Below are 14,334 nucleotides of genomic sequence, written 5' to 3'. Positions count from 1 at the left end.
ACGCTCGCGAACGCGGCGCCCACACTGGGCCGCATCACGGTCACGGATGATGCGCAAAGTGTTCGACGTGCTGCTTTTTTCTTCCCGACTCGCCGGCTGCGCGGCGCTCGCCGCCGGTGCGGCTTCGCTCGGCATCGGCGCGGCCGCGCACGCGCAGCCGGCCGACGCCGCGAGCGGCAACGAAGCGCCGGTGACGCTCGAACGCGACGTGCACGAGTTCGTGCTGCAGCACGACGGCGCGCTCGTCGAACACGACGATTCGACGCTGCGCGCGAACGATGCGAACGGCATCGACGCGATCGCGCAGCGCTACGTCTGGTTCGACAAGCATCTGGAGAAGGTCGAGCTGCTCGCGGCGGAGACGATCGATCGCGATGGCGTCGCACATCCGGTCGGCCCCGACGGCATCCGCGACGTGCAGGAGCCGCGCTCCGCCGGCGCGCCGACGTTCCAGGACGGCGTGCTGCGTACCGTCGTGTTCCCGGCGGTCGCAGCCGGTACGCGCACGCGCATCGCGTTTCGCAAGACACGCACGAAACCGGTCAACCCCGGCTACTTCGGCTACACCGTCGAGCCGTCGCGCGAGCCGGTCGACGAGCAGCGGCTGATCTTCGACGTGCCGGCCGACATGCCGCTCGTCGCCGATGCGCGCGGTTACGTCGCGCTGCCGCCCGTCACCGAGAACGGCCGCACGCGCTACACGTTTACGTATCGGCACGGCCCGTATGCGCGCATCGAAAAGGGTTCGGTCGGCTATCCCGATTACGGCGATCACCTCGTCGTGTCGACGCTGCCCGACTACGCGGCGTTCGCCGCGCGTTACCGGAACGCAGCCGCCGATCCGGGCGCGAACGATCCGGCCGTCGTGCAGTTCGCGCAGTCGCTGACGGCCGACGCGCCCGACCCGCGCGACAAGGCGCGCATCCTCTACGACTGGGTGCAGACGAACGTGCGCTACGTCGCGCTGTTTCTCGGCGAAACGGCGGCCGCGCCGCATCGCGTGACCGACATCCTGCGCAACCGCTACGGCGACTGCAAGGACCACGTCGCGCTGTTCGGCGCGCTGCTCGGTGCGGTCGGCATCCGCAGCGAACCGGTGCTGCTGAACCTCGGCGCGGTCTATACGCTGCCGTCCGTGCCGGGCTACGGCGCCGGCGCGATCAATCATGCGATCACGTGGCTGCCCGACTTAGGGTTGTACGCGGACACGACGACCACCGGCATCGCGTTCGGCTATCTGCCGCCGATCGTGATGGATCGCCCCGCGCTGCTCGTCGATTCGGGCGTGCTGTCGCGTACGCCTGCCACGCAGCCGCGGCGGCGCACCGCGCGGCTCGACATCGATGCCGCCGTGCGCGGCGACGCGCGTTTTCATGCGTACGTCGAGGACGACGGCTGGACCGCCGAGCTCGAGCGCTCGGTGTTCCGTCGTGCGACGCCGGATCGCATCGGGCAGCTCGCGAACGAGCGTCTGATGCAGACCGGCCTGCGCGGGCGCGCGCAGTTGACGACGAGCGATCGGCGCACGCACGCGGGGCCGTTTGACGTGACGATGTCCGGCACGCTCGATCATCCGGTCTGGCCGGACGGCACGACCGCGGTGCCTGCGCTGTCGAGCGTCGCGGGCGGCATCGCGACGCAGGTCCAGGCGTGGTTGCAGGAGCCGGTGCGCACGCAGCCGTGGGTCTGCATCGGCGGCACGTTCGACGAGACCGCGCAAATCGCGCTGCCGCCCGACGTCGCGGTGATCGACGTGCCGGCCGACAAGGCGGTGCGCGACCGCTTCGTCGATTTCACGTCGCACTACGTATTCGATCCGGTCGCGCGCGTCGTGCAGATCACGCGACGGCTGAATGCGACCTTCGATAGCCAGGTGTGTTCGCCCGAAACGTTCGCGACGCTGCGCGCATCGCTCGAGCGGATCGAGCGCGACACGCAGGCACAGATCGTCGTGCGCGCACGGCCACGTTGAGCGCCGCGCGCGATCCGCGAACGCGGACGCGGCGGCAACCGCAATCGCGTGCGCCGGCGGGCACACGCACAGGAGAGAGACGATGACGGAACGAGACTACGAAATCGCCGATCTGTCGAAGGAACTGCTCGTCAGGATCGTGCAGGGTACTGTGACGAACGGTGCGACGGTGGATCCGCAGCAGTGCGCGACGCTCGCGGTGCAGTGCGCGACCGTGCTGATCGACACGCTGGAGGCGCGCACCGGCGCGGGCGGCTGAACGGCAGCGCGCGTTCACGCAGCCGCGCGAGCCGCGCTGCGTGAAGACGGTCGACGTGCCGCACGACCGCGACTCGATCGCCGACGACGACGTGATCCGGCGGCGACCGCGGCCTGCCGACCCGGTCATGCCGCGGCGTCTGCGTCGGCGCGCACCGCGCCCGGCGGCCGCCCGACGACGCGCTTGAACGCGCGGCTGAACGCGGCGAGCGACCCGTAGCCGAGCCGATACGCGACCGTCTCGATCGCCTCGCGATCGCGCGCGATCCAGCGTGCGGCGAGCCGCATCCGCAGTTCGGTCAGGTAGCGCACGGGCGTCATCCCGGTCGCGGCAAGAAAACGTTCGGCGAACACCGAACGCGACACGCCGGCCTCGGCGGCGAGTTCGGCAACGCTCCAGTTGCGGCCGGGATCGCGATGCAGCGCGACGATCGCGCGGCCGAGCTTCGGCTCGCGCAGCGCCTGCACCCAGCCCGACGCGTCGCCGCATCCGCATTCGACCCAGCCGCGCACGATGAACGCGGCGACGACGTCCGCGAGCCGCGCGAGAATGCCCGCGAAGCCCGCGCGCTCGGCGCAGGATTCGCGCTCCATCGCGTCGAGCATCGGCCGGATCTCCGGATAGCGTGCGAGCAGCGTGCCGACGTGCATGAACTCGGGCATCGTGCCGACGAGCGGCTGCATCCCGCCGAGATCGAGTTCCATGCACGCGCTGAAGATCAGCGCATCGCCGCCAGCGGAATCGGCCGCGGCGCCGTCGGCCGCCGCGCCCGCCGATGCGACCGACGCGACCGAATCGCAAATGCGTGCGACTTCGAAGCCGCCGATCTCGCGGCACGGCACGTCGGGGTCGGACATGAGCGTATGCATGCTGCCGTGCGGCAGCAGGATCGCATCGCCGGCCTCGAGCTGCATCGTCGCGCCGGCCGCGTCGCGCAGCAGCACGGGCCCGCGCCCCACGAAATGAAACTGCGCGCGGCCGGGCACCTGCCCGAAGCTCAGGCCGAACGGCCGCGCGACCTGGATGCGGCGGTACTGGACGCCGCTCAGGCGCATCCCGAGCAGCAGCTCGCTGACGAGATCGTGCGCATCGGGCATGACGGGAGGCAGCGTGTCGGGCATCGCATTCTCGGACGTTTGATCAACAAAGGCGGATTGTATGTCATAGACCGTCCTGCCGCCGCTCCTTACGATACGCCGTCATCGACCTTTTACGATACGGAACGACGGATGAATCCCGGAATTTCCTCCACCGCCTCGCAGGCGGCTCCCCGCGAACCGGCCTGGGGCGCGGTGTTCGCGATGGCGCTCGGCGTGTTCGGCCTCGTCACGGCCGAATTCCTGCCCGCGAGCCTGCTGACGCCGATGGCCGACAGTCTCGGCGTCACCGAAGGCGTCGCCGGTCAGGCGGTCACCGCGACCGCGACGGTCGCGCTCGTGACGAGCCTGCTGATCGCCGCCGCGACGCGCACGATCGACCGCCGACGCGTGCTGCTCGCGTTCTCGCTGCTGCTGATCGCCTCGAATCTCGCGGTCGCGTTCGCGACGAACCTGACGACGGTGCTGATCGGCCGCGTCGTGCTCGGCATCGCGCTCGGCGGCTTCTGGACGATGGCGACCGCGACCGCGATGCGGCTCGTGCCGGCCGCGATGGTGCCGCGCGCGCTGTCGATCATCTTCAGCGGCGTCGCCGTCGCGACGATCGCGGCCGCGCCGCTCGGCAGCTACTTCGGTCACCTGATCGGCTGGCGCAACGTGTTCCTGATCGCGGCCGCGCTCGGCGGCGTCGCGTTCCTGTCGCAGGTCGCGACGCTGCCCTCGATGCCGCCGAGCGGCACGACGCGGCTGCGCACGCTGATCGACGTCCTGCGCCGGCCGGGCGTCGGCCTCGGGATGTTCGCGACGACGCTCGTCTTCACGGGTCACTTCGCCTTTTTCACGTATCTGCGGCCGTTCCTCGAGCAGGTCGCGGGCGTCGGCGTGAATGGGCTGTCGGCGATCCTGCTCGGCTACGGCGTCGCGAACTTCGTCGGCACGTCGCTCGCGGGCCGCGTGCTCGAACACCGGCTGCGGCCGATGCTGATCGCGATGCCCGCGCTGATGGTCGTGCTCGGCGTGCTGCTGGTCGTGCTCGGCCGCGCACCGGCGATCGATGCGATCCTCGTCGCGTTGTGGGGGATGGCGTTCGGCGGCGTGCCGGTCGCATGGTCGACGTGGGTCACGCGCACGGTGCCGGACGAAGCCGAGAGCGCGGGCGGCCTCATCGTCGCGGCCGTGCAGCTCGCGATCGCGACGGGCGCGGCGGCGGGCGGCGTCGTGTTCGATGCGACCGGCGCCGGCGGCGTGTTCGTCGGCGCGGCGGTGGTGCTGGCCGTCGCGGTCGCGACGATCGTCACCGCGGTGCCGAAGCGCGTCGAAGCCGTGTCGTAACGGGTCCGGTGTGCGGTGCCGGTTCGGGCACCGCGCCGATTCGTCGACGGGTATGTCTCGTTGCGCGCGCGCCGGCCGGCGCAACGGTGGCGGTGCGCAGCAACACGCGCGCGCCGCGCGGCTGCGCTTCGATGCGATCGCGCCGACGCGCGCGGCACCGGCGTTAGCGTCAACCTCAGCCTCAGCCGCGCGGCGGCACGAGCGCCGCAAGCGCCTTCATCGCCTGAATGTACGGATACGGCCCGTGGCTGATGCGCGCGACGCCGCATGCGGCGAGTTCCGCGATCGTCGGCGTCTCCGCCACGCGCATCACGTTCACCGGCAGCGGCGATGCCGCCGTCAGCTTGCGGATCAGCGCGGGCGACTTCAGGCCCGGTACGAACAGCCCGTCCGCACCCGCTTCCGCGTAGGCGCGTGCGCGCGCGAGCACCGCGTCGATCAGCGCCTCGTCGTGCGTGTCGGCGGGGACGACGAAACAGACGTCCGTGCGCGCATTGATGAAATAGCCGCTGCCGTTCTTGTCGGCGGCGCGGCGCGCTGCGGCGATGCGCGCAACCGCTTCCTCCACGCTGCGCACTTCGCCGGTCGCGGGCACGCTGTCCTCGAGATTGCAGCCGATCGCGCCGGCCTCGATGCTGAGCGCGATCGTATCGGCGACGTCGTCGGGCCGCTCGCCGTAGCCGCTTTCGAGATCGGCGCTGACCGGCAGGTCGGTCGCGGCGACGATGCGGGCAAGCAGCTCGATGGCCAGCGCGCGCGGCATGTCTTCGCCGTCCGCGTAACCGTTGGCTTTCGCGATCGACCAGCTTCCGGTCGCGAGGGCGGGCGCGCCGGTGTCGGCGACGGCGCGCGCGCTGCCCGCATCCCAGACGTTGAACAGCACCAGCGGATCGCCGGCGCGATGCAGTGCGCGAAAGCGGGCATGCTTGTCAGCAGTTGTCATATGCGTGTCTCCTGGTTGGCGGATCGAGTGCCGCGATGAAGGATACGCTTTCGCGCCGCGCGCGCACGCACAATCGCGCGGTGGCTCAGTCGTGCGGTGGCGGTGCCTCGGACAGCATGCGCAACTGGCCGCGCAACGCGTCCATATCGCCCGGCGCGAACGGCTTTTCGATGTCCGCATGCGTCTGCTGCCACAGCGGAAATGCCTCGGCGAGCAGGCGCTCGCCGGCCGGCGTGAGTGTCAGTAGGCGACTGCGCTTGTCGTGCGGGTCCTGCTCGATCGCGACGAGGCCGCGTCGCTCGAGCGGCTTCAGCGCGGCCGTCAGCGTCGTGCGATCCATCGCGAGCAGCGACGCGACCGCTTTCATCGGCGCCGGCTCCGGCCGGTTCAGCGACATCAGCAGCGAGAACTGCCCGTTCGTCAGATCGAGCGGACGCAGCGCGTCGTCGAACACGCGCGCAAGATGACGCGCCGCGCGCTGCATGTGCAGGCACAGGCAGCAGTCGCGCACCATCAGCGTCGTCTCGAAAGGAAGCTTTTCTTTTCGTGCCATGTTGCAATTGTGTTGATACCAACCTATTGTGTCAAGGGCGATCTGCGGCACGGTGCCGCGCGCGCACTCGGACGGAGGACACATGAGCAGTCGACAGCAGTTGTATCTCGCGGTTTTCCTCGGCAGCAAGGATAGCCCGCGCATGCAGGCGTGGATCGCGCAGCCGGAACAGGCGCGGCGCGCGAAGGAGCAGGAAGGGATCGCCGCGTGGCGTGCGTGGGCCGATCGGCATCGCGACGCGATCGTCGAGATGGGCGGCCCGCTCGGCAAGACGAAGACCGTCAGCGCGCGCGGCATCGACGATACGTCGAACGCGCTCGGCGGCTTCACCATCGTGCGCGCCGCGTCTCACGACGACGCCGCGCGGATGTTCGAAGGGCATCCGCATTTCACGATCTTTCCGGGCGAGACGATCGACGTGATGCCCGTACTGGAGATTCCGCGCGGATGATCGCCGTCGCGGCGGCGGGCGGGCGTCGCGACGGCGCTGCGTCGCCGTCCGCGGTCGGCGGTTGTTTACGCGTTTCCGAACCGAAAGGAGCGTAACGATGAAGCTTTACGGATTTGCCGGCACGCGAACGCAGCGCGCGCTGTGGGGACTCAAGGAACTCGGCGTGGATTTCGAATTCGTGCCCGTCAACCTGCTCGAGGGCGAGCACCGCCGCCCCGATTTTCTGCGCATCAATCCGGCCGGCAAGGTGCCGGTGCTGATCGACGGCGACCTCGTGATTCCGGAGTCGGCGGCGATCGTGCTGTATCTGGCGGACAAGTATCCGGACAAGCACCTGCTGCCCGTCGATCTCGCGCAGCGTGCGCACGCGTATCGCTGGATCATGTTCGCGGTGACCGAGCTCGAGCAGCCGTTGTGGCGCATCGCGCGCCACACGATGCTGTATCCGCCCGACAAGCGGCTGCCGGCCGACATCGCGCTCGCGCGCGACGATTTCGCGTCGATGGCCGTCATTCTCGAGCGGCATCTCGACGGGCGCGCGTTCATCGTCGGCGATACGCTGACGGTGGCCGATTGCGTGACGGCCTATCTGATCGACTGGGCGGGCGAGTACGGGTTGATCGACACGTTCCCGAATCTGCGCGCGTATCTCGAGCGGATGTATGCGCGGCCGACCGCGCCGCAACGGATCGCGCAGGCGACGAAGGCCGCGTGATCGGCCGATCGCGCGAGCGTTCGGACGCCGGGTAGCCGGCCGTGTGTGCGGTCATCGCGGTCATCGCGGTCATCGCGAGCGGCGCGATCGGCGCATGGCGCGGCGAGGGCGCCCCGTCATCGGTGGCGCGGTCGCGCTCGGTTGCCGGGCGCGACATGCCGATCGCCGACCTGCGTGCCGACGCTCGATGCTGTCTCGAGGTCGCGAGTACGCGGCCGACGCGGCGCGGCGCCGCGCCGCGCCGCGGGCGCGAGTGCGCATCGCGCGCCTATGCACGGCCTATCCGCGAATCCACCCCGGCGCGCCGTCGCCCGAGCCGTACCGCCTGTTCCCGAGACGACCGCCGCGCCCGGCATGGTCTGTCCCCCGACTTCTGTCCCGGTTCGCCCGCCACAGGGCAAAATACGGGTTTTCCGCACCCCGCGAGGGGGCCAGAATCGCGCTCCGGGCGACGGGCGCGCGCGTCGTGACGCGCGCCGCCGGCCGGGGCCAGGCAAGACGCTCGCCGTGCGGCGAGCCCACAGGAGTCCAGACCCCATGCCCGAATCCAACCTGTCCTTCTTCGGCCGGCTGTCGCTCGCCGTCGGGACCTTCTTCTCCGTGCTCGGCAATCGCGAGTTCGCCGCGAACGTGCTGCGCCTGCGCGACGGCGCCGCGGCACCGGTCGCGCCGACGCCCGCCGCAGCGCCCGCACCGGCGGCTGCGCCGGCACCCGCGCCCGCGTCCGCGGCGAAAGCCCCCGCGCCCGAGCTGCGCGAAGCGAGCCCGCAGGCCGCCCTGCAACTGCTCGGCCTGCTGCAGCGCGATGCGCGCTTCATCGATTTCGTCGAGGAAGACATCGCCGGCTACTCGGACGCCGACATCGGCGCGGCTGCACGCCTCGTGCACGACGGCTGCCGCGCTGCGCTGCGCGAACATTTCACGATCGTGCCGGTGCGCGACGAGGCGGAAGGCAGCCGCGTGACGCTGCCGGCCGGCTTCGATGCGACGGCCGTGCGCGTGACTGGCAACGTCGTCGGGTCGGCGCCGTTTACGGGCACCGTCAGCCATCGCGGCTGGCGCGTCGCGGACGTGCGTCTGCCGAAGCTGACGGGCAGCCACGACGCGTCGGTGATTGCGCCGGCGGAGGTGGAACTGTGAGCGATCCGCGCTATTCGATCGGTATCGATCTCGGTACCACGCACTGTGCGCTGTCGTATGTCGACAGCGCGGCCAGCGACGGCGAAAAAATCGCACAGCACGTGCTGCCGATCACGCAGCTCACGGCGCCCGGCGCGCTCGAATCGCGCGACCTGCTGCCGTCGTTTCTCTATCTGCCGCATCCGAGCGAACTCACGCAGGGCGACCTGACGCTGCCGTGGACCGCGTCGCGCGACTTCGCGGTCGGCGAGATGGCGCGCAGCCGCGGCGCCGGCACGCCGATCCGGCTCGTGTCGAGCGCGAAGAGCTGGCTGTGCCATCCCGGCGTCGATCGCCGCGCGGCGATCCTGCCGAGCGATGCGCCGCCCGAGGTCACGCGCGTGTCGCCGCTCGAAAGCTCGATCCGCTATCTGACGCATCTGCGCGAAGCGTGGGATCACGCGCATCCCGACGCGCCGTTCGTCGAGCAGGACGTCACCGTCACGATCCCCGCCTCGTTCGACCCGGCGGCGCGCGAACTGACGGCCGAGGCCGCGCGCGCGGCCGGCTATACGCGGATGACGCTGCTCGAGGAGCCGCAGGCTGCGCTGTACAGCTGGATCCAGAAGAGCGAAGGCGGCTGGCGCAAGCAGGTGAAGGTCGGCGATCTGATTCTCTGCGTCGACGTCGGCGGCGGCACGACCGACCTGTCGCTGATCGCGGTCGTCGAGCGCGACGGCAATCTCGAGCTGCATCGCGTCGCGGTCGGCGAACACATCCTGCTCGGCGGCGACAACATGGATCTCGCGCTGGCGCACGTCGTCGCGCGCAAGCTCGCGCAGCAGGGCACGCAGGCCGATCCGTGGCAACTGCGCGCGCTCACGTACGCGTGCCGCAGCGCGAAGGAAACGCTGTTGTCCGACCCGACGACCGACGCGGTGCCGCTCGTCGTGCCGAGCCGCGGCTCGAAGCTGATCGGCGGCTCGATCCGCACCGAGCTGACGCGCGCGGAACTGACGCAGACCATACTCGAAGGCTTCTTCCCGCAGGTCGACGCGGCCGCGCGCCCGATGACGCGCGCGCGCGTCGGCCTGACGCAGCTCGGCCTGCCGTATGCGCAGGACGCGGGCATCACGCGTCATCTCGCGGCATTCCTCGGCCGGCAGGTCGCGGCGCTCGACGCGCTCGAAGGCGTGCAGCATACGCTGCCGGCCGGCGCGACGTTCCTGCATCCGACCGCCGTGCTGTTCAACGGCGGCGTGTTCAAGTCGACGCTGCTCACGCAGCGCGTGCTCGACACGCTCAACGGCTGGCTCGCCGCCGAAGGCGCGCCGCCCGCGCGGCTGCTCGAAGGCGCGGATCTCGATCTCGCGGTCGCGCGCGGCGCCGCGTACTACGGCTACGTGAAGCGCGGCCGCGGCGTGCGGATTCGCGGCGGTACGGCGCGTGCGTACTACGTCGCGATCGAATCGGCGATGCCGGCCGTGCCGGGGCTCGAACCGCCGGTGCAGGCGCTCTGCGTCGCGCCGTTCGGGATGGAGGAAGGCACGAGCGCCGCGCTGCCGCCGCAGGAATTCGGCCTCGTCGTCGGCGAGCCCGTGCATTTCCGCTTCTTCGGCTCGTCGGTGCGTCGTCAGGACGAAGTCGGCACGCTGCTCGATTTCTGGTCGCCCGACGAACTGCAGGAACTCGAGGAAATTCAGGCGACGCTGCCGGCCGAAGGACGCACCGTCGGCGAGATCGTGCCGGTCAGGCTGCATGCGCGCGTGACCGAGGCCGGTACGCTCGAGCTCGAAGCGATCCCGAGCGGCACCGACGAGCGCTGGAAGGTCGAGTTCGACGTGCGCGGCACAGCTTGAGCGTAATGAAGCGCTATACGGTCGGCATCGACCTCGGCACCAGCAATACGGTCGTCGCCTACGTCGAGCCCGGCTCGGACGCGATTCGCGTGTTCGACGTCGAGCAGCTCGTCGGCGCCGGCGCGGTCGCCGCGCAGCCGCTGCTGCCGTCGGTGCGCTATCACCCGGCGCCCGGCGAACTGGCGGCGGACGCGTTGCGGCTGCCGTGGCAGGCCACCGGCGCGCCCGCGCAGGCCGGCCGCGACGATGCGCCGCCGCCCGTGATCGGGCGGTATGCGCGCACGCTGGGCGCGCAGGTGCCGGGCCGGCTCGTCACGAGCGCGAAGAGCTGGCTGTCGCACGCATCGGTCGATCGCCTCGCGCCGATTCTGCCGTGGGGCGCTGCCGAGGGCGTCGACAAGGTGTCGCCCGTCGATGCGAGCGCGAGCTATCTCGCGCACGTGCGTGCGGCATGGGATGCGCACTTTCCCGACGCGCCGCTCGCGCAACAGCATGTCATCCTGACCGTCCCAGCTTCGTTCGACGACGGCGCACGCGCGCTGACCGTCGAGGCCGCGCGACGCGCGGGGCTGCCTGCGCTGCGGCTGCTCGAGGAGCCGCAGGCCGCGTTCTACGACTGGCTGTACGGCCAGCGTGCGACGTTGCGCGACACGTTCGCTGCGCCGCGACGCGTGCTGATCTGCGACGTCGGCGGCGGCACGACCGATCTGACGCTCGTCGACGTCGCGCCCGGCGACGACGGCGAGCCGACGTTTACGCGCGTCGGCGTCGGCAATCATCTGATGCTCGGCGGCGACAACATGGACCTCGCGCTCGCGCGCCTCGTCGAGACGCGCTTGACCGAGCCCGGCACGCGGCTGTCGGCCGCGAGCCTGTCGCAGCTCGTCGAGCGTTGCCGCGCGGCGAAGGAGCGCCTGCTCGGCGACGACGCGCCCGAATCGGTGACCGTCACGCTGCTCGGTGCCGGCAGCCGGCTCGTCGGCGGCGCACGTTCGGCCGAGCTGACGCGCCGCGAGGTCGAGCAGATCGTCGTCGACGGCTTTTTTCCGCAGGTCGCGGCCGACGAGCTGCCGCAGCGTGCGCGTGCGGCGATCGTCGAATTCGGCTTGCCGTACGCGAGCGATCCGGCCGTTACGCGGCACGTCGCCGCGTTCCTGAACCGTCACGCGGAAGGTCCGCTGCCCGACACGCTGCTGCTCAACGGCGGCGTGTTTCGTGCGCACGCGCTGGCGGGCCGCCTCGCGCAGACGCTCGGCGCGTGGCGCGGCGCGCCGCTCGACGTGCTGCACAACGCGCATTCGGACGTCGCGGTCGCGCGCGGTGCGGTCGCATACGGTCTCGCCCGCGCCGGGCATGCGCCGCGCATCGGCGGCGGCTCGGCGCGCAGCTATTTCCTCGTGCTCGACGACGGCGCGGCCGACGGGCGGCCGCGCGGCGTGTGCCTGCTGCCGCGCGGTGCGGAAGAGGGCCGCGAGATCCGGCTCGAGGATCGCACGTTTGCGCTGCAGCTCGGGCAGCCGGTGCGCTTTCACCTGATGTCGACAGTTGCCGATACGGCGTACCGGCCGGGCGATCTCGTCGATCTCGACGGCGGCGACTTCGTGCGGCTGCCGCCGATCGCGACCGTCGTCGACGGGCAGGCCGACGGCGGCGCGCGCGAGACGCCGGTGAAGCTGACCGCATCGCTGACCGAAGTCGGCACGCTTGAAATGCACTGCATCGCGACCGACGATGCCGCGCGCCGCTGGCGCCTCGAATTCCAGCTGCGCGGCGACGCGCCGGCACAGCAGGACGGCGCCGCGCCGGCGCGGCATCCGCGTATCGACCAGGCGCTCGAACTGATCGACCGGTCGTTCGGCAGCCGCGCGGCGAACGTGACGCCGAAGGATACGAGACGGTTGCGTGCGCAACTTGAGCAGGTACTTGGTCCGCGCGAAGAATGGGACGTCGCGCTCGCGCGCGAGCTGTTCGACGCGTTGCTCGCGCGGGCGCGCCGACGCCGGCGCTCGGCCGATCACGAACGGGCATGGCTCAATCTCGCCGGCTATTGCGTGCGGCCGGGCTTCGGTCATCCGCTCGATGCCTGGCGCATCGAACAGCTGTGGCCGCTGTTCGACGACGGCATCCAGTACGTGAACGACGCGCAGGTATGGTCCGAATGGTGGACGCTGTGGCGGCGTGCGGCCGGCGGCCTCGACGACGACGCGCAGATGCAGGTGCGCGACGCGATCGCGTTTCTCGAGCCGTCGCCCGACGACAAGCGACGCAAGCTGCCGTTCGATCCCGACAAGGTGGGGCCGGCCGACATGATGCGGTTGTCGGCGTCGCTCGAACGGCTGCCGATCGAACGCAAGATCGAACTCGGCGAACGGCTGATCGCGCCCGCGCAGAAGCCCGCCGAGCGCGCGCTGCGCGCCTGGGCGCTCGGGCGCGTCGGCGCGCGACGTCCGTTCTACGGCAGCGCGCACAACGTCGTGCCGGCCGACGTCGCGTGCCGGTGGCTCGACGCGCTGTTCGCGCTCGACTGGAAACAGGTCGAGCCTGCCGCGTTCGCCGCCGCGCAGATCGCGCAGCTGACGGGCGACCGCGAACGCGATCTGCCGGACGATACGCGCGACGCGGTGATCCGGCGGCTGTCGGCCGCGAACGTGTCGCGGACGTGGATCGATCGTGTACGCGAGGTCGTCGCGTTCGATGAGGCCGATACGGTGCGGGTGTTCGGTGAGACGTTGCCGGCGGGGTTGAAGTTGTTGGGGGATTGAGGGGGCCAGGTCGCTCCGTCGCACGAGTCGCACATCGTGATCTCGTCGCACGCTCGCGGCCAGGCGTCTCGTGCTGCGCCGCGCATCAAGGGCCGGGACATCATGAAATCGGCGGGAATCTGCTCGGCGTCGATGCGCGACGATGATTCATCCTCGTCTACGTCCGGTTCGATTCGGATACCGATATATTCGCCCGAGGGGATCGGTTGCCGAGCACGGATTTCGGCGTGCGCCCGAAGAAGCGCGTGAACGCGGCGCTCAGATTGCTCGGGTGCTGATAGCCGACGCGGTAGGCTGTTTCGGCGACTTGGTGGCCGGCTTCGAGCAACTCCTGCGCACGATACATCCGCAGTTCCAGCAAGTATCGCGCGGGGCTCGTGCCGTACGCCTGCCGGAAGCACTCTTTCAGCTTGTATTCGCTGATGCCGAGCGTGGCCGACAGGTACGCGTTGTTGAGCGGCTTGTCGAGATGCGCACGCATGAACGCCTCGACGTGCGCAAGCCTGTCGAGATCGCGCGCGCCGAGCCGGCCGCAGCGCGCAGGTTCGGGCGCGATCATGCTCAGTTGATCGGCCAAGAGGCTTAGCGCGTGGATGCGCAGGCTGAGGCCGTCCTGTTGCAGCAGATCGGGGCTGCAGAAGAAGCGCAGATGAGGGTTCCCGCTGTTCGCGGTGAACGCGAGCTGTCGGAAGCCTTCGAAGTGCCCGAGCGCCGGCCCGAGCAGTTCGCGGCTGCGCGCTTCGCCGACGAAGTTTGTCAGCGCGCTTTCCGAGACGACGAGCCGCAGTTGGCGTACCAGCCGGTTTGCCCCATGGCGACGCTCGCCCCCGCCGCTGCGGAAGACCGACACCGTCGTGTGGCCGGCCGAGAACGGCAGGCGTTCGCCGCGCCGGTCACGGAATTCCGAATCGCCGTCGAGCGCGATCGCGACGATGAGCTGCCGCTCGACACCATCGTGGCTGCACGCCTCGGCCAACGTGCGCTCGGAGAGCACGCTGGAGCGCACGACTGAGAAGCCGGACTCGCAATTCAGGCGTTCGATCGCGTAGCTGCTCCCCTCTGCGCTTCCGCGGGCGACGGTCCATGTATGACTCGTGGCGACGCCCGTCGCGGACACGCCGGGTACTGTCAATGGATGCATACGCACAACTCCTGTCATCTACTTCACGGCAGTTGCGGCGATTCGGACGTGACCCACGCTCCTCGATGGCCGCAAGACTAATCGCAAATTTTTCGGGATAGAGGTGATTTCACCGGACCCGCATATGGAAT

General features: G+C 70.2%; 12 protein-coding genes. 8 read left to right on the top strand and 4 right to left on the bottom strand.

Annotated features, from left to right (window positions below; genetic code table 11):
* Positions 1-46 precede the first annotated feature (46 nt).
* On the top strand, positions 47-1,972 hold the full coding sequence (locus tag BCR55_RS20195) for a DUF3857 and transglutaminase domain-containing protein (protein WP_065495660.1): 1,926 nt from the start codon (positions 47-49) through the stop codon (positions 1,970-1,972).
* A gap of 82 nt (positions 1,973-2,054) precedes the next feature.
* The gene (locus BCR55_RS33115; protein ID WP_006404391.1) at positions 2,055-2,231 is read left to right on the top strand and encodes a hypothetical protein; all 177 of its coding nucleotides are present in this window, start codon (positions 2,055-2,057) and stop codon (positions 2,229-2,231) included.
* Positions 2,232-2,356: 125 nt separating this feature from the next.
* Here the strand turns inward: BCR55_RS33115 and BCR55_RS20190 are convergent, their stop codons facing one another.
* The gene (locus tag BCR55_RS20190) at positions 2,357-3,352 is read right to left on the bottom strand and encodes an AraC family transcriptional regulator (RefSeq protein WP_065495658.1); all 996 of its coding nucleotides are present in this window, start codon (positions 3,350-3,352) and stop codon (positions 2,357-2,359) included.
* A 108-nt stretch (positions 3,353-3,460) separates the two neighbouring features.
* Here BCR55_RS20190 and BCR55_RS20185 point away from each other — a divergent pair, with 108 nt between their 5' ends.
* Entirely contained in the window at positions 3,461-4,660 is a 1,200-nt protein-coding gene (locus BCR55_RS20185; protein ID WP_035947573.1) for an MFS transporter, read from the top strand.
* 181 nt (positions 4,661-4,841) lie between these two features.
* On the opposite strand, the gene BCR55_RS20180 is transcribed toward BCR55_RS20185, so the two are convergent.
* Together BCR55_RS20180 and BCR55_RS20175 are read right to left on the bottom strand one after the other, a co-directional pair.
* Positions 4,842-5,603: an isocitrate lyase/phosphoenolpyruvate mutase family protein gene (locus BCR55_RS20180; RefSeq protein ID WP_065495656.1), complete on the bottom strand. Its 762-nt coding sequence runs from the start codon at positions 5,601-5,603 to the stop codon at positions 4,842-4,844.
* An 85-nt stretch (positions 5,604-5,688) separates the two neighbouring features.
* Positions 5,689-6,156 carry a MarR family winged helix-turn-helix transcriptional regulator gene (locus BCR55_RS20175; RefSeq protein ID WP_053297958.1) on the bottom strand — a complete coding sequence of 156 codons (468 nt, stop codon included), beginning with the start codon at positions 6,154-6,156 and terminating at the stop codon, positions 5,689-5,691.
* An 82-nt stretch (positions 6,157-6,238) separates the two neighbouring features.
* Between BCR55_RS20175 and BCR55_RS20170 the strand changes: the two genes are divergently transcribed.
* The 5 genes from BCR55_RS20170 (at position 6,239) to BCR55_RS20150 (ending at position 13,062) form a co-directional block, all read left to right on the top strand.
* Complete coding sequence (locus tag BCR55_RS20170) at positions 6,239-6,607, top strand: YciI family protein (RefSeq protein WP_006411044.1); 369 nt, start codon at positions 6,239-6,241, stop codon at positions 6,605-6,607.
* A gap of 97 nt (positions 6,608-6,704) precedes the next feature.
* Positions 6,705-7,322, top strand: coding sequence for a glutathione S-transferase family protein (locus BCR55_RS20165; RefSeq protein ID WP_065495654.1), 618 nt, complete (start codon positions 6,705-6,707; stop codon positions 7,320-7,322).
* 537 nt (positions 7,323-7,859) lie between these two features.
* Entirely contained in the window at positions 7,860-8,462 is a 603-nt protein-coding gene (locus BCR55_RS20160; RefSeq protein ID WP_065495651.1) for a DUF2760 domain-containing protein, read from the top strand.
* Complete coding sequence (locus tag BCR55_RS20155) at positions 8,459-10,300, top strand: Hsp70 family protein (protein WP_065495649.1); 1,842 nt, start codon at positions 8,459-8,461, stop codon at positions 10,298-10,300. Before BCR55_RS20160 ends, BCR55_RS20155 begins: the two co-directional genes overlap by 4 nt.
* 5 nt (positions 10,301-10,305) lie before the next feature.
* On the top strand, positions 10,306-13,062 hold the full coding sequence (locus tag BCR55_RS20150; RefSeq protein WP_065495644.1) for an Hsp70 family protein: 2,757 nt from the start codon (positions 10,306-10,308) through the stop codon (positions 13,060-13,062).
* A 157-nt stretch (positions 13,063-13,219) separates the two neighbouring features.
* On the opposite strand, the gene BCR55_RS20145 is transcribed toward BCR55_RS20150, so the two are convergent.
* Positions 13,220-14,179 (bottom strand): AraC family transcriptional regulator, encoded by a 960-nt coding sequence (locus tag BCR55_RS20145; RefSeq protein ID WP_226823173.1) that lies wholly within the window; start codon positions 14,177-14,179, stop codon positions 13,220-13,222.
* Positions 14,180-14,334 lie beyond the last annotated feature (155 nt).

This window comes from Burkholderia sp. CCA53, from assembly GCF_001685525.1.
Lineage (GTDB): Bacteria > Pseudomonadota > Gammaproteobacteria > Burkholderiales > Burkholderiaceae > Burkholderia > Burkholderia multivorans.
The sequence above is the reverse complement of the archived record's forward strand: the minus strand, read 5'-3'. Positions and strand labels throughout refer to the sequence as shown.

Excerpts from the sequence above, each read along its gene's own strand:
- BCR55_RS20195 (WP_065495660.1), top strand. The coding sequence starts at position 47 with ATGATGCGCAAAGTGTTCGACGTGCTGCTTTTTTCTTCCCGACTCGCC.
- BCR55_RS33115 (WP_006404391.1), top strand. The coding sequence starts at position 2,055 with ATGACGGAACGAGACTACGAAATCGCCGATCTGTCGAAGGAACTGCTC.
- BCR55_RS20190 (WP_065495658.1), bottom strand. The coding sequence starts at position 3,352 with ATGCCCGACACGCTGCCTCCCGTCATGCCCGATGCGCACGATCTCGTC.
- BCR55_RS20185 (WP_035947573.1), top strand. The coding sequence starts at position 3,461 with ATGAATCCCGGAATTTCCTCCACCGCCTCGCAGGCGGCTCCCCGCGAA.
- BCR55_RS20180 (WP_065495656.1), bottom strand. The coding sequence starts at position 5,603 with ATGACAACTGCTGACAAGCATGCCCGCTTTCGCGCACTGCATCGCGCC.
- BCR55_RS20175 (WP_053297958.1), bottom strand. The coding sequence starts at position 6,156 with ATGGCACGAAAAGAAAAGCTTCCTTTCGAGACGACGCTGATGGTGCGC.
- BCR55_RS20170 (WP_006411044.1), top strand. The coding sequence starts at position 6,239 with ATGAGCAGTCGACAGCAGTTGTATCTCGCGGTTTTCCTCGGCAGCAAG.
- BCR55_RS20165 (WP_065495654.1), top strand. The coding sequence starts at position 6,705 with ATGAAGCTTTACGGATTTGCCGGCACGCGAACGCAGCGCGCGCTGTGG.
- BCR55_RS20160 (WP_065495651.1), top strand. The coding sequence starts at position 7,860 with ATGCCCGAATCCAACCTGTCCTTCTTCGGCCGGCTGTCGCTCGCCGTC.
- BCR55_RS20150 (WP_065495644.1), top strand. The coding sequence starts at position 10,306 with ATGAAGCGCTATACGGTCGGCATCGACCTCGGCACCAGCAATACGGTC.